The sequence below is a fragment of the Acinetobacter sp. WY4 genome, assembly GCF_018438165.1.
Lineage (GTDB): Bacteria > Pseudomonadota > Gammaproteobacteria > Pseudomonadales > Moraxellaceae > Acinetobacter.
The window spans coordinates 1,421,109-1,438,428 of sequence record NZ_CP053947.1 but is presented as its reverse complement, the minus strand read 5'-3'; the positions used below and the strand labels follow the sequence as shown (position 1 = coordinate 1,438,428).

The 17,320-nt window shown below is 43.7% G+C and carries 15 protein-coding genes; 6 read left to right on the top strand and 9 right to left on the bottom strand.

Features of this window, described 5'->3' with window-relative positions:
• Nucleotides 1–113 precede the first annotated feature (113 nt).
• Nucleotides 114–1,898 carry an aspartate--tRNA ligase gene (gene aspS / locus G4D73_RS06795; protein WP_213687669.1) on the bottom strand — a complete coding sequence of 595 codons (1,785 nt, stop codon included), beginning with the start codon at nucleotides 1,896–1,898 and terminating at the stop codon, nucleotides 114–116.
• A 162-nt stretch (nucleotides 1,899–2,060) separates the two neighbouring features.
• Nucleotides 2,061–2,825, bottom strand: coding sequence for a DUF4184 family protein (locus G4D73_RS06790; protein WP_213687668.1), 765 nt, complete (start codon nucleotides 2,823–2,825; stop codon nucleotides 2,061–2,063).
• Between the two features lie 140 nt (nucleotides 2,826–2,965).
• On the opposite strand from G4D73_RS06790, the gene znuD reads away from it, so the two are divergent.
• Together znuD and G4D73_RS06780 are read left to right on the top strand one after the other, a co-directional pair.
• Nucleotides 2,966–5,089 carry a zinc piracy TonB-dependent receptor ZnuD gene (znuD, locus tag G4D73_RS06785; RefSeq protein WP_213687667.1) on the top strand — a complete coding sequence of 708 codons (2,124 nt, stop codon included), beginning with the start codon at nucleotides 2,966–2,968 and terminating at the stop codon, nucleotides 5,087–5,089.
• Between the two features lie 106 nt (nucleotides 5,090–5,195).
• The gene (locus G4D73_RS06780; protein ID WP_213687666.1) at nucleotides 5,196–6,659 is read left to right on the top strand and encodes a phospholipase D family protein; all 1,464 of its coding nucleotides are present in this window, start codon (nucleotides 5,196–5,198) and stop codon (nucleotides 6,657–6,659) included.
• Between the two features lie 84 nt (nucleotides 6,660–6,743).
• Here the strand turns inward: G4D73_RS06780 and G4D73_RS06775 are convergent, their stop codons facing one another.
• Complete coding sequence (locus G4D73_RS06775; RefSeq protein WP_213687665.1) at nucleotides 6,744–7,202, bottom strand: hypothetical protein; 459 nt, start codon at nucleotides 7,200–7,202, stop codon at nucleotides 6,744–6,746.
• 180 nt (nucleotides 7,203–7,382) lie between these two features.
• Between G4D73_RS06775 and G4D73_RS06770 the strand changes: the two genes are divergently transcribed.
• Entirely contained in the window at nucleotides 7,383–7,835 is a 453-nt protein-coding gene (locus G4D73_RS06770) for an RcnB family protein (RefSeq protein ID WP_213687664.1), read from the top strand.
• Between the two features lie 195 nt (nucleotides 7,836–8,030).
• Here the strand turns inward: G4D73_RS06770 and G4D73_RS06765 are convergent, their stop codons facing one another.
• Nucleotides 8,031–8,528: a phosphate-starvation-inducible protein PsiE gene (locus G4D73_RS06765; protein ID WP_004647497.1), complete on the bottom strand. Its 498-nt coding sequence runs from the start codon at nucleotides 8,526–8,528 to the stop codon at nucleotides 8,031–8,033.
• Between the two features lie 174 nt (nucleotides 8,529–8,702).
• Here G4D73_RS06765 and G4D73_RS06760 point away from each other — a divergent pair, with 174 nt between their 5' ends.
• Nucleotides 8,703–8,909, top strand: a complete 207-nt coding sequence (locus G4D73_RS06760; RefSeq protein WP_005261855.1) for a hypothetical protein — start codon at nucleotides 8,703–8,705, stop codon at nucleotides 8,907–8,909.
• A 60-nt stretch (nucleotides 8,910–8,969) separates the two neighbouring features.
• Here G4D73_RS06760 and G4D73_RS06755 read toward each other — a convergent pair whose 3' ends face one another.
• The 3 genes from G4D73_RS06755 to G4D73_RS06745 form a co-directional block, all read right to left on the bottom strand.
• On the bottom strand, nucleotides 8,970–10,751 hold the full coding sequence (locus G4D73_RS06755; protein WP_005103290.1) for an acyl-CoA dehydrogenase C-terminal domain-containing protein: 1,782 nt from the start codon (nucleotides 10,749–10,751) through the stop codon (nucleotides 8,970–8,972).
• Nucleotides 10,752–10,919: 168 nt separating this feature from the next.
• Nucleotides 10,920–12,722 carry an acyl-CoA dehydrogenase C-terminal domain-containing protein gene (locus G4D73_RS06750; protein WP_004278309.1) on the bottom strand — a complete coding sequence of 601 codons (1,803 nt, stop codon included), beginning with the start codon at nucleotides 12,720–12,722 and terminating at the stop codon, nucleotides 10,920–10,922.
• A gap of 301 nt (nucleotides 12,723–13,023) precedes the next feature.
• Nucleotides 13,024–13,617 (bottom strand): hypothetical protein, encoded by a 594-nt coding sequence (locus tag G4D73_RS06745; protein WP_213687663.1) that lies wholly within the window; start codon nucleotides 13,615–13,617, stop codon nucleotides 13,024–13,026.
• 135 nt (nucleotides 13,618–13,752) lie between these two features.
• Between G4D73_RS06745 and baeS the strand changes: the two genes are divergently transcribed.
• Nucleotides 13,753–15,405, top strand: coding sequence for a sensor histidine kinase efflux regulator BaeS (baeS, locus tag G4D73_RS06740; RefSeq protein ID WP_213687662.1), 1,653 nt, complete (start codon nucleotides 13,753–13,755; stop codon nucleotides 15,403–15,405).
• Between the two features lie 13 nt (nucleotides 15,406–15,418).
• Nucleotides 15,419–16,105, top strand: coding sequence for a response regulator (locus G4D73_RS06735; RefSeq protein ID WP_004278304.1), 687 nt, complete (start codon nucleotides 15,419–15,421; stop codon nucleotides 16,103–16,105).
• Between the two features lie 203 nt (nucleotides 16,106–16,308).
• On the opposite strand, the gene G4D73_RS06730 is transcribed toward G4D73_RS06735, so the two are convergent.
• Nucleotides 16,309–16,863, bottom strand: a complete 555-nt coding sequence (locus G4D73_RS06730) for a GNAT family N-acetyltransferase (protein ID WP_213687661.1) — start codon at nucleotides 16,861–16,863, stop codon at nucleotides 16,309–16,311.
• Between the two features lie 64 nt (nucleotides 16,864–16,927).
• Nucleotides 16,928–17,296, bottom strand: coding sequence for an MmcQ/YjbR family DNA-binding protein (locus G4D73_RS06725; RefSeq protein ID WP_213687660.1), 369 nt, complete (start codon nucleotides 17,294–17,296; stop codon nucleotides 16,928–16,930).
• Nucleotides 17,297–17,320: the final 24 nt, after the last annotated feature.

Below are 17,320 nucleotides of genomic sequence, written 5' to 3'. Positions count from 1 at the left end.
CTAATTACCTTAGATTAAAAACTGTGGCTATTATGCCACTGTTCCAGATGCGACTCAATCTTACAAAAAAAGCCCCACACGAGGCAGGGCTTTTTCACTTAAAACATCAAGAATTATTCTTGAGATTCAGCTTTTGGTTTTTCACGTAAGCGAATACCAAGGTCACGCAGCTGGTTTGATTCAACTGGTGCTGGTGCTTGCGTTAATGGACATTCAGCAGTCTTGGTTTTCGGGAATGCAATCACGTCACGAATAGAAGAACCGCCAGTCATGAGCATCACAAGACGGTCAAGACCAAATGCCAAACCACCATGCGGAGGAGCACCGTAACGTAATGCATTTAACAAGAAGCTGAATTTCTCTTCTGCTTCTTCTTCACCAATGCCAAGCGCTTCAAAGATCGCTTTTTGCATTTCAAGGTTATGGATACGCAGTGAACCACCACCGATTTCAGTACCGTTCAATACCATATCGTAAGCCACAGAAAGCGCAGCGCCTGGGTTGTTCTTCACTTCTTCTACGCTAGATTTTGGCAGCGTGAATGGGTGATGCACAGATGTCCATTTACCATCATCAGTTTCTTCGAACATTGGGAAATCAACCACCCAAAGTGGCGCCCACTCGCAAGTTGCAAGTTTCATGTCATGACCGATCTTCACACGAAGCGCGCCCATGGCATCGTTTACAACTTTCGCTTTGTCTGCACCGAAGAATACGATGTCGCCATTTTCAGCGCCAACACGTTTCAATAGATCAAGCACGATTGGCTCGATGAATTTCACGATTGGAGATTGAAGACCTTCGATACCTTTTTCAAGTTCGTTGACTTTGATGTAAGCCAAACCGCGTGCACCGTAGATGCCTACAAACTTCGTATATTCATCAATCGCGCTACGTGGAAGTGAACCAGCACCCGGTACGCGAAGCGCAACGATACGGCCTTTAGGATCTTTTGCAGGACCTGCGAATACTTTGAACTCAACGTCTTGCATCAAGTCTGCAACGTCAACCAGTTTCAAAGGAATACGCATATCTGGTTTGTCAGATGCATAGTCACGCATTGCATTGTTATAGGTCATGCGTGGGAATTTATCAAACTCTACGTTTAGAAGTTCTTTGAACATCTTCACAGTTAAAGTTTCCATTAAATCCATGATGTCATCGTCACTCATGAACGATGTTTCAACGTCGATTTGGGTGAATTCAGGCTGACGATCCGCACGTAAGTCTTCATCACGGAAACATTTAGCGATTTGGTAGTAACGATCAATACCGCCCACCATCAACAACTGTTTGAACAGCTGTGGAGATTGTGGCAGTGCATAGAAGCTACCATTAGATACACGGCTTGGAACTAGATAGTCACGTGCACCTTCAGGAGTCGCACGAGTTAAGATCGGAGTTTCAACGTCTAGGAAGCCATTGTCTTCGAAGTAGTTACGAATCAGGTTGGTTAACTTAGAACGGAAGCGTAAACGATCTAGCATTTCTGGACGACGGATGTCCAGGAAACGGTATTTCAAACGAATTTCTTCAGAAATATTGGTGTTTTCGTCATTCAAAGGGAATGGCGGAGTTTCAGACTGAGCAAGAACTTCAATTTCTTTACCCAAGACTTCGATTTGACCGCTCACCATATTGGCATTTTCTGTGCCTTCATAACGGCGACGCACACGGCCTGTAATTTTTAATACAAATTCTGAACGTACTTTATCAGCAGTTGCGAATGCTTCAGGAGTATCTGGGTCAATAACCACTTGAACAAGACCATCACGGTCACGCATGTCAAGGAAGATTACACCACCGTGGTCACGGCGACGGTGTACCCAACCGCATAATGTTACGGTTTGGTCAATTTGAGCTTCGGTTAAAGAACCGCAGTAATGAGTTCGCATCATAGCGTTAGAAATCCAACTATATGGGTTAAGGTCAGCGAATACGTAAACAGCGTACCGCTTTGAGTAAAGGTAGGATTATGCCTCTTTGGGCATGTTGTCACAAGAACTTGGGTCAAAAACAATATCATTTTAAAGTGAATAGAGGAAAAGCCAGTGCTTTGTTTAACCCATCCTGCGACCTCTGTCTAAAAATAAAAACAATAAACAGCCCAGACTAAAGGTGATCAAAAAGCCTTGACTAAATTCATTGATCGAGCGACCAGTAAAATAATAGAGGTCCGATTGCCAGACTTCAGTAGAAATATAACGCGCATAATCCCAGACAGAAAATAGGCCGGTAAATATAGAAAAGAGCAATAAGCCCCAAGCAAACGATTTTATTTTCAGGCTGACTGCAAGATATTGCTGATGAGTTTTATAGTAATGCAAGCTCATCCACAGGATAAGAGGCAAGACAATCACTGAGGTACCAATCTGTAAAATCCGGTGCAAGGGATAACTTTTTCCGAAGAGCTGGAAGTGTTGTGCTAAGACGTTATGAAAGGCAAAAGTTCGAAAATCGACGTGGGTTAGTCCATCCCAGATTAAATGGGTGGCTGTACCAATGATGAGTGCCAGACACATCACCAAGATAAATCTTAAAGCTGAAAGGATGCTGTAAATATCTAAATCATGCTGAATACCGATGAAACGGTAAATAGCTGGGCGATATAGACCATACCAGATCATGCAGAAAATAAGTCCGATCCACAGGTCAGGATGTATCAGCGAAGACCATAAATGCGTGATATTTGAATTACTCGAAGTAAAGAGACGATATAAATCGGGCACCATACAGCCAATCGCCAGCGCAGCAACAGGAAGTCTATTCCCAGTCAAATATGAAATAGGTGGAGCAAGCACAGCATGCGACAAGGTAAAGGGCATAAAGATAATGTTTTAATGTAATCAAAAATATTCAAAGGACATTCTAATAAAATATAACACTGAGTATCGTAAAGGATTGCAAAAACAATGAAATGTTATATTATAACATTCACCCAGATTACTGAATTTGAGCTTCGGTCATGTCCTTTCCTAAGAATCTAATAACATTGTCAATTTTTGCTGTAGTTGCACCTACAGTATTTGCAGAGCGATCCTCATCTTCTATCCCGGTTCAGACCATGGACACTATTCAGGTGCAAGCTCATCCATTGGTGCAGACTGCGGCGGATTTCGCGGTTGCAGATCAGGTCGTGGATCAGAAAGCACTGTCTGAACGCGCCACCACCATTGGTGATGCCTTGGCAGATGAGCTTGGTGTTTATTCTAATCAATATGGTTCAGGCTCAAGCCGTCCGGTGATTCGGGGTCAAGATGGTCCACGTGTGAAAGTGTTGCAGCATGCGTCTGAAACAGCGGATGTATCCACTTTGTCTCCTGACCATGCTGTCACCGTTGATCCGATTCTGGCGAAACAGGTCGAAGTGATTCGCGGTCCATCGACCTTGCTTTATGGTGCCGGTACAGTTGGTGGGTTGGTGAATGTCACTGATCAAAAAATCCCAACTCAAATGCCTGAAGATGGTTTGGAAGGTACAGTCGGCCTGCGTTATAACAGTGGCAGTGATGAAAAACTGGCAAGTGCTGGTGTAACAGCGGGTATTGGTGAAAACTTTGCTTTGCGTGTAGAAGGCTCAAAGCGTAAAGCCAATGATTATATTGCGCCGGATTATGTGGTCGAAGAGCCGCATGGAGATCACTCCCACTTTCATAAAGAACGCCGTGTCGACAATACCTTTGCAGAAGGACAAACAGTAAATATTGGCGGATCATGGATTCATGATCGTGGTTTTGTTGGTTTGTCTTATAGTAACCGTCAGGATCAGTATGGTTTGCCAGGTCATAGTCATGAATATCATGGCTGTGAAATTCATGGCGATCATTTTCACTGTCCAAAACCGGGTGAAGATGAGCACGATCATGAAGAAACCGTGGGTCCTTGGGTAGATTTAAAGTCTGAGCGTTATGATGTCCGTACCGAACTTGAACAGCCTTTTGCCGGTTTTGAAAAGTTACGTGCGCATGCCAGCTTTACCGATTATGAACATGATGAACTAGAAGAAAATGAAGTCATCAGTAACTTTAAAAGCAAAGGTTATGACGGTCGTTTAGAATTGGTGCATGTGCCAGTTGCAGGCTGGGAAGGTGTAATTGGAACCCAGATTTCACAGCAAAAAATTAATCTTGCCGCTTCAGAGCATGACCATCATGAAGATGGCGATGAAGATGATGAAGAACATCATGTTCATGGTTCAGGTGTGGTAATGCCGGACACAAGAACTCAAAAATACAGCTTATTTGCTTTGGAACATAAACAACTTGGCGATGTGCATGTTGAACTTGGTGCGCGTGTCGATCATCAAAAAGTGAAAGTAGATTCAGAACAGAAAGATTATTCGGGGACTGGTGTCTCTGCATCCGCTGCTGCCAACTGGGAATTTGCACCGAGTTACAAACTGTCTGTAGTGGGATCACATCAGCAGCGTTTGCCTTTAGCTCAAGAACTCTATGCTGATGGCTTGCATTTTGCGACCAATACCTATGAACTCGGTAATCCTGATCTCGATAAAGAAACTTCAAATAATCTCGAGTTAGGTCTGCATTATGAAGGGGATAAACTGGATTACCATGTGCATGTCTATCACAACTGGTTTGATGATTATATCTATGGCGAAACGGTAGCGCAGAAAGGTAATTTACGTGGCGTGCAATATACCCAGGACAAAGCCAGATTCTATGGTACAGAAGCACAAGCCGGTTATCAGATCAATGATATGTATAAGCTCAGCGTCTTTGGGGACTATGTGCGTGGCAAGATTGAAGCTGAGAATGCACCACGTGTACCTGCAGGTCGTTTAGGAACAAAAGTTGAAGCAGACTTTGCCGATGGTTGGTCAGGTCTGGCTGAATATTATCATGTCTTTAATCAGGACAAGATCGCCAGCTATGAAGATGAAACCCAGGGCTACAATATGGTGAATGTTGGCTTAAGCTATGCCAATAGCCTTGCAGATAACAATGCTTATCGGGTTTATTTCAAGGCCAATAACCTGCTTAATGATCAGGTGTATTCACATACTTCCTTCCTGTCGAATATTCCGCAGGTGGGTCGCAACTTTACTGTTGGCGTGCAGTATGATTTCTAACAGGTCTACTGAAATAATCGACCAAATCATCTAGATCTCACCGAAATCTACTTGAAAAATCATAAGATAAAACCTAGCCTGAGTATATTGGGTTAGGTTTTTTCTTATGCGTATCTTTCAACAAATTCACAATAAATTAAACTGGTCGAATCGCCGTTATGTGGCTTTGATCATTAGTATGCTGGCCGTGGGTTATCTGGCTTCGGCGATCTACCACACGTATAAGCCTTTGCCGGAAGGTCTGAATTACACAGGCAAACTGCGTCATGCCGAAGTCAAATTTCTGGCCGATCAGACTTATCTGGATGCAGAAGGAAAACAGCATTTAGATCATCGCATTTTTAATGAAATGCTGAAAATGATTGAAGAGGCCAAATCACTGATTGTGCTGGACATGTTTTTATTTAATCAGCAAACCGGTGCATCTACGCAGCAGCATCAGGCACTGAGTCAACAGCTGAGTGATGCTTTAATCAGTAAGCGCCTGCTGCAGCCTGAGGTGGAAATCAAGTTTATTACCGATCCGATTAATTCAGTTTATGGCGGGATTAGATCTGAGCAGTATCGGAAATTACGTCAGCACGGTATTGATGTGATTGAAACCAATCTGACGCCGTTGCGCGCTTCCAATCCAAGCTGGTCCGGCTTCTGGTATATCTGTTGCCAGGGCATTGGCAATAATCCGGAAACAGGCTGGTTGCCAAACCCATTTGGCCCAGAAAAAATTACTCTGCGCAGTTATTTTGATTTATTTAACTTTAAAGCCAATCATCGCAAAACCATGGTGGTGGATACTGATCAAGGCTGGAAAGCACTGGTCACGTCCATGAACCCGCATGATGGCAGTTCGCGGCATTCCAATATTGGCTTATTGGTCTGGGGGAGCACAGCTGTGGATATTCTGAAAACAGAACTGTCTGTAGGCAGGATGTCACAAGCGAATATGCCAGCCATTGTCGCCGGGGATTTTCAGGCAGACAGCAGCCAGCCACAAGTTCAGGTGCTAACTGAAAAAGCTATTTATGATGCGATTCTGAATCTGATTCAGACCGCCAAAGCCAATGAGCAGATTGATCTGGCGATGTTTTATCTGTCTGAGCGCAAAATTATTAAAAGCCTGATCGCGGCACATGAGCGTGGTGTCAAAGTCCGGGTTTTACTCGATCCAAATAAAGATGCTTTTGGCCGTGAGAAAAACGGAATTCCAAACCGGCAAGTGGCTTGGGAACTGCATAAAGCAGGTATTGATGTGCGCTGGTGCCGTACTCAGGGTGAGCAATGTCATAGCAAGATCCTAATGAAGCGCAATGCCCAGCAAGCTGAAATGATTTTAGGCTCGGCTAATTTTACCGTACGGAATCTGAAAAACTATAATCTGGAAACCAATATGCGCGTGCTGGGGCAGCCTCAGGCCGAAGTGTTCAAGGATGCCCAGCAATATTTTGACGGTGCATGGTCAAATCTGAATGGTCGTTCTATGAGTGTGGACTATACGCAATATGCAGAAGATTCGTTCTTTAAATACTGGCTATACCGTTTTATGGAATGGAGTGGCTGGTCGACGTTTTAATTTTAAATCCCTCCTGACCTCCCTTTTTAAAAAGGGAGGAAAGTCCCTCTTTGAAAAAGAGGGAGTTAGGGAGATTTTTTATTATCAGCTTTTTGATTCTGGATTCGGCGGAACCAGCTGATCCAGCTCTTTATCCGTTAATTGATCCAGCTCAGAAATATCGGTTTTAATTTTCCATTGCGCCTCATCATCCACCGGATTTGGTAAACGCGCTTCTAACCAGTCACAAACTACATCGGGTGGGAAATCTGCGTGATTACACTGGATCACCCAAGACAAGAAATCTCTGGCGATACCATTCATATACGGTGGTGGAGATACTGGCAGGAACTGAGTCGGAAGACGTTCATTTTTAGAAATATAATTCAGGACATGTCCCAGCTCTTGCACAGTTTGCCAAGCCAGCGGATGATCGACATTGATCTGAAACTTAAACCACCATGCCTGTTTGCCATCTGAACCATAGCTATCAATCCGTTCTTTCTGAACACTCGGCACTTTAGAAAAATATTCATGTAAACGATCGAAATTTAAATCAGACACAGTATTCAACTCGAAACATTAAAAAAAGTAATTTTAGCATAAAGCAGTAGCTTGCCGACGTGCCTGTCAGATTGAAAATAGGCGAGCGCATTACAAAAAATTGCAGCTCCAGCGAGCTTATCCATATTTTCTGCATCTATTTTGTTTAAAATATAAGCAGATTATTCGGAGGAAGCTCAAATGAGAATCGTACTATCGAGTGCAATATTGGCTGCATTGCTATTAGGAGCTTCTGCACAAAGTATGGCTGGCAATGCTTGGGTGGGTTATGGTGGTGTAGATCGATCCACACCGAATTATCGCAGCGCTCCACGATCTTATGATCCACCACGGCAGCATTATCCGCAACGTCCGCTGCCACCAAGACCACATTACCCGCAACGACCACCATATTGGGGCTATCCACCTGCACAGAGTCAAAGTGGATTAAACATTCAGTATCAGGCACCGACCACTATTTATCAAAATTCGAATAGTTATAGCTGGGTCAATGGTGATCCGAATGTTGCCCGGATTGAAAGTTCGAGATATACGGTAATTACCGATTGGCAGCGTTTAGGGTTACCAGCACGACCGCGTGGCAGCTACTGGATTTATGAAAACGGACGCTATGTGCTGGTGCCGAATCGTTAAACTGCTCTAAACTCTGAACGGATAATTCAGTTATAAACGTCAATAACTCAAAAAGACCAAAATAGTTCCCTCTCCTGTGAGGAGATGAGTAGCACCTACGCAAGGGAGAGATTGCTTGAGATAAATCTCCCAAAACCCTAAACGAGGCTTAAGTATTACTTTAAGCTGAAGTGCAAAAAAAGAGGGCTTAAAAGACTATGCCAATTCATCATCTTCTGGACGCGGTGTTTTGCCAAGGGGTAATGGCTTTTCACTATGTTTGTCACGAATCACGGATGGATAAGTCCATGAGGCATAGCGCACCACTAATATCGCAAAGGCCAGAATCAGAATCGAACCGGTAATAATCACCAGATCCATGCTGGCTTTATGCGTGTGTTGAATATCTGCAATCAGCAAACGGGTCAGTGCAGTAATGGCAATATAAATCAGGAAACGTACTGGCATATGGTTGGTTTTGAAATAGATGCCGACCATGGCACCAAGTTCCAGATAAATAAACAACAGAAGAATGTCGTCAATGGTGGCGAACTGTTTCACGGTCAGAATGTCAATGACGGTATGGCCAGCGGACCAGATCACCATACAGCCAATAATAAACAGCGCAATATAATGAAAGCTTTCTACAGCAAGATTGCCAAGACGGTCGAGGAGAGCTTCAAATTTTTCAATTTTCGGACGTGATTTAGACATATTATCCTCCTGATTTTTCATGTGAAATAAAGATAGTTGCAGAATAACGTGCAAAGATCATGCACAGAATGATTGAATGAAAAATAAAGATTAAATTATTTGAACTTTTGCGCTTTTTTTAGACTAAATTGCTATATTGTATGGGTGGTAACATTGAATAAATAGGAGAAAAAAGTGTTAGATAAAATTCAAACAAAAATTAGCCAATTAGAAGCCGGAAAAAAATTAATCCTCGGCGTAGGCATTAAGGCTGAAGATATGCAAAAGGTGGTGGAGCTCTGCGAGTCTTTAGAGTCAGAGGGGAATATCAAAATTGTGAATAAACATTCGAATCCGAAAAGCAATAATCAGACGGATACCTTGCTAATTCAAAAAGTTTAATTGTTGCATTTTCATAAAAAACGCCTGCTGATGCAGGCGTTTTTATTGCAGATTTTTAGCTTAAGCTTGAGTCGTGAAATAATCTTCAGAGAAGTTCATGATGACGTCAGAACCTGATTTCACTTTAGTAATGCGTAATGCCAGTTCAGGCAGAATGCGTTGTACAAAGTAACGTGCCAGAGCGATTTTATTTTGATAGAACTCACCGTCTTTATTTTTCGCTGCATTGGTAATGCGCGCGAACATATAAGAGAAGCTCAACAGACCTACAGCGTGCAGATAGTCAACTGCGGTTGCATTCGGGAAGTCATGGCTTTCTCGTGCTGCTTCCAGAATGTACTGAGTCACCGATTCAACTTCAGTTGCTGCATCCAGTGTGGCATCTTTAATAAAGTTTAGATCCGCATCCAGACTATTGGCAAAGTCACGGATTTCAGAGATATATTCAGAGATATATTCGCCGCCACATTTAATGGTTTTGCGGCCGATCAAGTCTTGTGACTGTACACCGTTGGTGCCTTCATAGATCTGGGAAATACGTAGGTCACGGATACATTGCTCCAAGCCCCATTCACGGATATAGCCATGACCACCGAAGACCATTTGTGCATCTAGGGTCGCCTGGAATGCGGTATCCGTTAAATACGCTTTCGCGATTGGTGTTAATAGCGCAACGCGGTCATTGGCTTTTTTCACCGCTTCAGGATCAGTAGAGAATTTGGTGATATCCAGTTGCTGACCTACATAAACTGCAAAGGCACGCGAAGCTTCGTTATTGGCACGTACATTCAGCAGCATACGGCGTACATCACCATGCACCAGAATGCTATCCGCAGGTTTGCTTGGTGACTGAACGCCAGCCGCACTACGACCCTGTAAACGGTCTGTGGCATATTGCGCAGCGTTTTGATAAGCGAATTCAGAAGCACCTAGGCCTTGAATACCCATCGACAGACGTTCGTAGTTCATCATCACGAACATCGCAGCGAGACCTTCGTTTTCTTTACCAACGAGGTAACCTTTGGCACCGTCAAAGTTCATGACACAAGTCGCAGATGCCTTGATCCCCATCTTGTGTTCGATTGAACCTGGGCCGACCGGATTACGCTCGCCGATAGAACCATCTTCATTGACCAAGAATTTTGGTACGATGAACAGGGAAATACCACGAGAGCCAGCAGGGGCATCTGGGGTTTTCGCTAGAACGAGGTGAATAATATTTTCCGCCAGGTCATGATCACCACCCGTGATGAAAATCTTGGTGCCGCTGATGCTATAAGTGCCGTCTTCGTTACGTTCAGCTTTGGTTTTGATAATACCCAGATCAGTACCGGCATGTGGTTCGGTTAAGCACATGGTGCCTGACCACTCACCCGAATAAATTTTAGGTAAATAGGTTTCTTTTTGTGCTTGTGAAGCATAGCTGTTCAGCGCCATGCCCGCACCAACAGAAAGCAATGGATACAGCATGAAAGACGGGTTGGTGGCAAACAGCATTTCATCAGAAAGTACCGTTAGCATTTTCGGCATTTCCTGGCCGCCCCATTCCATATCTGCGCCCAGACCAATCCAGCCACCTTCTGCATATTGTTTGAACGCTTCTTTAAAGCCAGCAGGTGTGGTCACATTACCATTTTCAATTTTTGCGCCTTCTTCATCGCCGGTACGGTTCAGAGGAAGCATGACGTTTTGAGAAAATTTTGCCATTTCTTCAAGAATCGCTTCTGCTGTCGCAGCATCCAGATGCGCTAGATTTTCATTGGCCTGCCAGAATTGTTCTGCATTGAAGACATCGTTCAGGATGAATTTCATATCGGCAAGTGGCGCGTTATAAATTGGCATGGTGTGTCACCTGTTTATTGTTTGATTAAATGAGTTTTAATCAGTCTAAAACACTCAAAATCTGAATGTTAGACGACTAAAGGTTAATTCTGTAACTCTTTATAAAGAAAAAGGACTGCCTGTTGATTGACCGTCCTTTTTCTGAAATGTAGCTAGTCTGAGACTAACTTAGAATGCAAAGTGTTCCGCATCCAGGTTCATCAATGGCTCTACACCTGTCGCAATCACTTCAACGTGTGAACGAACGCGTGGCAGGATTTTCTTGAAGTAGAAGCGTGCTGTCGTCACTTTGGCATTGTAGAAATCAACCTCAGTGGTGCCCGCAGCCAGTTGCTCCTGAGCAACCAATGCCATACGTGCCCATAGGTAAGCTAGAGTGACATAACCAGAGAAGTAGAGGTAATCGACTGCAGCCGCACCCACTTCTTCAGGGTTTTGCATCGCGCGCATACCAATCTGCATGGTCAGATCGCCCCATTCTTTGTTCAAGGCAGCCAATGGTTCAACGAATTCTTTCATTGCAGCATTGTCTTTGTGCGCTTCAGCAAATTTATGGATGATCTTGGTGAAGTCTTTCAACATTGCACCTTGCGTACCCAATACTTTACGGCCTAACAAGTCTAGTGCCTGAATTTCAGTGGTACCTTCGTACAGGCAAGCAATACGTGTATCACGTACGATCTGCTCCATACCGTGCTCAGAAATAAAGCCATGACCACCGAATACCTGAACACCGTGTTTCGCAGCTTCAGAACCGGTTTCAGTCAGGAATGCTTTTGCGATTGGTGTTAGCAATGACAGGATGTTGTCTGCAAATTTACGGTCTGCTTCTTCTGCAGCATGTTCAACCACGTCAGCATATTGTGCTAACAGGTAAACCAGTGCACGACCACCTTCTGCATATGCTTTTTGAGTTAAAAGCATGTTACGTACCGCAGGATGCACAATGATTGGATCTGCTTCTTTTTCAGGTGCTTTAGGACCAGAAAGAGAGCGCATTGCCAGACGATCTTTTGCGTATGCAAGCGCGCCTTGGAATGAACCTTCAGATGCTGCAAGACCTTGAACTGCTGTACCGATACGTGCTGTGTTCATGAACGTGAACATGCAGTTCAAGCCGCGGTTTTCAGGTCCAATCAGGAAGCCTTTAGCATTGTCAAAGTTGATGACACAAGTCGCGTTACCGTGGATACCCATCTTGTGTTCGATCGAACCACAACGTACGCCGTTACGCTCGCCAATAGAACCGTCAGCATTCAGGTTGAATTTTGGCACGATGAATAATGAGATACCTTTGGTACCTTTCGGTGCACCTGGCAGACGAGCAAGTACGATATGGATAATGTTCTCTGCCATGTCGTGTTCACCAGCAGAGATAAAGATCTTCTCGCCAGAGATTGCGTAGCTACCGTCCGCTTGTGGTTCAGCTTTAGTACGGATAATACCCAAGTCAGAACCCGCATGAGATTCAGTTAAGCACATGGTACCCGTCCATTCACCTGAAACCAGTTTAGGCAGGTAAGCGTCTTTTTGTTCAGCTGAGCCATGATGTTCTAAAGTACGAACCGCACCGTGAGACAGGCCAGGGTACATGCCCCATGCCCAGTTCGCAGTACCCACCATTTCAGAAATCGCGATACCTAAAGAGTTCGGTAAGCCTTGACCGCCGTATTGTTCTTCAGCAGAAAGAGAAGGGAAGCCAAGCTCGATGTATTTTTGGTACGCTTCTTTAAAGCCAGTCGGAGTCGTAACAACGCCGTCATTCCAGGTACAGCCTTCACGGTCACCGGTCTGGTTGATCGGAGACAATTCGTTTTCACAGAAGTCGGCCGCAGCTTCTAAGTACTGATCTACCAGCTCACGGCTTACGTTTTCTTGGAATGCAGGGAGATTTGCATAGTGTTGTTCAGCATTTAATAATTCATGCAACACAAATTGCATATCACGTAAAGGCGCTTTGTATTGTGGCATATCGGTTTCCTCAATACTGGTTGAACCAGCGTTATAATCTTAGATGAACTAAAACCTGTCTTCACTGACACGGTTTGGAATGATCTAATCGTGCAACAACTTCCCCTGCGGTACAAGCTTTTCGGGGTGTTTTCTTGGTGACTGTAAAGTCAAAGATTAATCTGCATGACGCATTAAAGGTCTTGAGTATAAAGACTTTAGCCATATTCTGCAGGAAACGAATAGTCAACTGTATGCATGAAAGAGCACACAATAAAAAAGCACCCGAAGGTGCTAGTCGTGAAGCCTTGATTTCTATGCATTAATAGGCAGAGGCTGTGGGCTGGAAACGAACATGACATTTACCATTGATGGTTTGTTCGCCCATCTTGATCTGTGCAGCTGTTCCGTCTTTTTTGCCTTGACAGGCTTGCAGCATGGCTTGTTGATGTGCCTGACGTTGAGCGAGGCGCTGATCAAACTGTTTAGTCAATTCTGCACGTTTGGCATCCGTCAAGACTTCACCGTGCATCATGCCTCTACGCATATCGGCACGCATTGGACGATGCTCAGCTTTCATGTCGCGATGGCTTTTCATCTCTTTATGATCTGCTTTAAAGACCATCTTACAGGTGCCGTCTATGGTCTTGTCACCAGTCTTGATTTGAATGGCTGAACCCACGGCTTTATTATCACAAGCTTGTTGAAGCTGTTTGGCAAACTGCATGCGTTCTGCACGCTTCGCCTTAAACTGTTCACGCTGTTCGGGAGTTAGATGCTGTTTTTTGCCTTCATGATGTTTCATCATGTGGGGATGATCGTTGTTTGGGACATTGCTGGTGGATTGACAGGCAGTCAACGCACCCATTGATAAAACACTTGCACTGATTAAAGCTATTTTTGTCATGGTTTGCATTGTATTTATCCCCGTCAAGAAGCTGATTCTATGTCAGATAAAGATTAAACAATAAAGATGAAGAAACAATGAAGAGTTTTTTGCTGCGGTGTTCGCTACAATAATGAATATAGAAGAAAAATTGAGATTTCTATTTTGAACATTCGCCGCATTCCCATTGCATTACGTCTATTTTTGACCGTGCTGTTGACCACGCTGGTCATTACCACGGTAAGTCTGGGGGTATTGCATCTGAATATGCAGCGTAATTTCGCCCGTTATGTCGCTGATGTCGAAATGCAGAAGCTGGATTATGTGATTGAAAATCTGGCAGATGTCTATGCAGTCTATCAGGACTGGGGCAATGCGATTCAGGCACAGATCCTCCAGATGGAAGGTGAAGCCGCACCGGATGATTATGACCGTTTGTCACGCTGGTGGTTACGCCGTCAGTATGATATTGCCTTGCAGCAGCGTTATTTTCAGGAACAGACTCTGGCTCAGGTCGCACCCAGTATGGTAGATCCGGCGCTGCCACAACGTCAGGTCAATGAAGAAGAATTACGTGTGCTGGCATCTAATTTGCCTTCACAGTTTCAGCCCTTTGAAGGCTTGAAATTCCCGCTCAGCTCCAATCAGAATCTGTTTAGGGCTGATCGCAAGAATGGGGAACAGCCAGCACAGCAGCCGACCGGCAAGAAACAGTTTATCCAGATGCCGGATCGTCTTGGTCTCAGTTCACGTCTTTCTCTGTATGATGCCAAGCGTCGTTTTGTGGTTGGTGAGGCTTCGGATGAGCAGCTCTCTTATCGCCCAATTATGGTGAATAATCAGATTGTCGGCTATTTGGGCTTAAAACCGGTTCTTGATCAGGATGATGCGCTCAGTATTAATTTCTTCAGTAACCAAAAGCGTTATTTATTTCTGGTTTATGCACTCAGTGTTTTGGCGAGTCTGATAGCTTCCCTGTTATTGGCGACTTATTTCAAAAAACCGATTCAACGTTTGCTCAATGGTACGCGTGCCTTGACTCAGGGAAATTATCAATATCAGGTTAAAGTGAACCGGAATGATGAATTAGGTGATTTATCCAATGAATTAAATGCATTGGCGGTGATTCTGGATCAGCATGAAACCTCACGCCGTCAGTGGGTGGCAGATACTTCGCATGAGTTAAAAACCCCATTGGCAGTGTTGCAAGCACAGATTGAAGCGATGCAGGACGGAATCCGTAAACCAACGCCTGAACATTTTGCTTCCATGTTGGCTCAGGTGAATAGCCTGAAAAAACTGACCCAAGATCTGGCAGCATTGGCACAGGTCGATGCCCAGCAATTGCAATTCTATTTCTCGACGGTCAATCCTTGGGAAGTGGTACAGCAGGAACTTATCAACTTCCAGCCGAACTTTGAACAGGCTGAATTGACGGTCACTGCAGATGGCGAAGGGACTGAATTAAATCTGGATCTGGATCGTTTTAAACAGATTGTGGCGAACTTGCTGAGTAACAGTATTCGCTATACTGAAGCAGGCGGGCAGGTGCATATTCATACCACACAGGATGATAAAGAATGGACCTTATATGTCGATGATAGTCCGTTTGGTCTGACTGATGAACAACTGACGCGTATTGGTGAGCGTTTCTACCGTGTCGATGATTCGCGTACCCGGGCGACTGGCGGAACCGGACTGGGTTTGGCATTATCATGTAAAATTACGCAGGCGCTGGGCGGCAGCTTAAGCTTTGCACATTCACCACTGGGTGGTTTACGATGCAAGCTGAGCTTTCCTAAACAAATGAAACCATGAAGGGAATAGATTGATGAAACATGTCATGCTGGTTGAAGATGAAATCGAACTTGCACAGTTGGTGCGAGACTATCTGGAAGCTGCTGGTTTTGAGGTCAGTATGTTTCATGATGGGCAGGAAGCATATAACAGTTTTACCCAGCGTAAACCGAGTCTGATGATTCTGGACTTGATGGTGCCGCGTATGGACGGCCTGACCATTTGCCGTAAAGTACGTGAACAGTCGGATTTACCGATTATTATGGTGACTGCACGTACTGAAGAAATTGACCGGGTATTGGGTCTGAATATGGGTGCAGATGATTATCTCTGTAAACCATTTAGTCCGAAAGAACTGGTCGCGCGTGTACAGGCTGTGTTACGTCGTCTGGATCGTAAATCAGAACCGGAAAGCAATGATTTATTCCGCATGGACAAATCACAACAGCGCATCTGGTACCAGCAAAAAGCTTTGAACCTGACACCAACTGAATTCCGTTTGCTGGAGTTATTCCTGGAACATGTCGGACAGGTCTATTCACGTGCGCAATTGCTGGATCATATTAATCCGGACAGTTTTGATGTGGCTGACCGTGTCATTGACAGTCATATCAAGAATTTGCGCCGTAAGATTTCAGATGCGGCTGAAACCGGCAACCGTCATGAGTGGATTCAGGCGGTGTATGGGGTCGGTTACCGTTTTGAATATCCTGAAGACTGATTAAGTTTTTAATGTTTAAGAGAAGCGAATAGGTGAGAACTTATTCGCTTTCTTTATAAAGCATTATTTTTTTTGATTTTATGAAAAGAACAGTACACTTGTATAATGCCTCCTGGATCATTTTAGAGGGTTCTGAAACCTATGGTTTGGATGGTTAAGAATTTATTCTGATCGAGGGCGAAAAACTGTTGGCTATCAATATTTTAATTTATTTCAATATAATAATGAATGCAGTCTCTAGTATCCTCACAGATTAAAGGAAATCTTGCCCAATTTTTTAAAATGCCTGTTTGGGTGAAACCTGATTTAATCAGGACGTTTTTTGATCTGGTATGTTCTGCATCACAAAAAGTCTCAATTCTTTCAAGAGTGCTATTATCTTTTAAATAAGTAAGTACAGCTTTTAGTGACTCTTGCATGAACCCTTGTCCTTGAAATTTTTTTCCTAGCCCAAAGTGGATTTCCCCACAATTCTCTTTATTAAAAAACAATACAATTCCCAGAGCCAAATCGGTTTTCTTGTCGCTGACAATCCAGGCAAAATTTTTATCTGGGTCTTCCCAGTTGACCCCACACCAATTTTCCAACATGTTTTTTGTCTGACATATATTTTTATGTGGCATTCTCTGGAGGTATTTGCTCGCTTCCCAGTCTCCGAAATATTCAGTAAAGAGAGAATTTTCATCCCCAGTCTGAAATTTACGTAAATTTAGACGATCAGTTTTTATAGGCGAAGCTAATACTTTGCGAGTTTTCATAGTTATTTAATTTAAAATTCTAGCCTTAGTTTAAAAATATATGATCAGCTTCTTCTAGTACAGCTTAAATGCTCCTAAATAATTTAATTCTTTGCTGATCTACTTTCTTCAATTTTGCCACCACCAGCTTATAAGAATTCAGCACCAAATCTTTAATCAAAGATTCATCCAGATCTTCATCCTCGTAAACTGAAATCCAATGCTGTTTATTCATATGCCAGCCCGTATGAATATAAGGATAAATATCCCGCAGCATTGCACCATGCTCAGGCTCGACTTTTAAATTAATCGCAGCTTTTCCTTGCAAATGAAAAGTCAGCATAAAGACTTTATCCATGACTTTAAATACATCACAACCTTCACCAAAAGGCTGAGTGACAGTGACTTCCGGCAGTTTTAATGCAGTCGATGAAGCAACAATGTGTAGGGTCATAAGTTATGGATAGCTCATCATAAA

Excerpts from the sequence above, each read along its gene's own strand:
- aspS (WP_213687669.1), bottom strand. The coding sequence starts at position 1,898 with ATGATGCGAACTCATTACTGCGGTTCTTTAACCGAAGCTCAAATTGAC.
- G4D73_RS06790 (WP_213687668.1), bottom strand. The coding sequence starts at position 2,825 with ATGCCCTTTACCTTGTCGCATGCTGTGCTTGCTCCACCTATTTCATAT.
- znuD (WP_213687667.1), top strand. The coding sequence starts at position 2,966 with ATGTCCTTTCCTAAGAATCTAATAACATTGTCAATTTTTGCTGTAGTT.
- G4D73_RS06780 (WP_213687666.1), top strand. The coding sequence starts at position 5,196 with ATGCGTATCTTTCAACAAATTCACAATAAATTAAACTGGTCGAATCGC.
- G4D73_RS06770 (WP_213687664.1), top strand. The coding sequence starts at position 7,383 with ATGAGAATCGTACTATCGAGTGCAATATTGGCTGCATTGCTATTAGGA.
- G4D73_RS06765 (WP_004647497.1), bottom strand. The coding sequence starts at position 8,528 with ATGTCTAAATCACGTCCGAAAATTGAAAAATTTGAAGCTCTCCTCGAC.
- G4D73_RS06755 (WP_005103290.1), bottom strand. The coding sequence starts at position 10,751 with ATGCCAATTTATAACGCGCCACTTGCCGATATGAAATTCATCCTGAAC.
- G4D73_RS06750 (WP_004278309.1), bottom strand. The coding sequence starts at position 12,722 with ATGCCACAATACAAAGCGCCTTTACGTGATATGCAATTTGTGTTGCAT.
- G4D73_RS06745 (WP_213687663.1), bottom strand. The coding sequence starts at position 13,617 with ATGCAAACCATGACAAAAATAGCTTTAATCAGTGCAAGTGTTTTATCA.
- G4D73_RS06735 (WP_004278304.1), top strand. The coding sequence starts at position 15,419 with ATGAAACATGTCATGCTGGTTGAAGATGAAATCGAACTTGCACAGTTG.
- G4D73_RS06730 (WP_213687661.1), bottom strand. The coding sequence starts at position 16,863 with ATGAAAACTCGCAAAGTATTAGCTTCGCCTATAAAAACTGATCGTCTA.
- G4D73_RS06725 (WP_213687660.1), bottom strand. The coding sequence starts at position 17,296 with ATGACCCTACACATTGTTGCTTCATCGACTGCATTAAAACTGCCGGAA.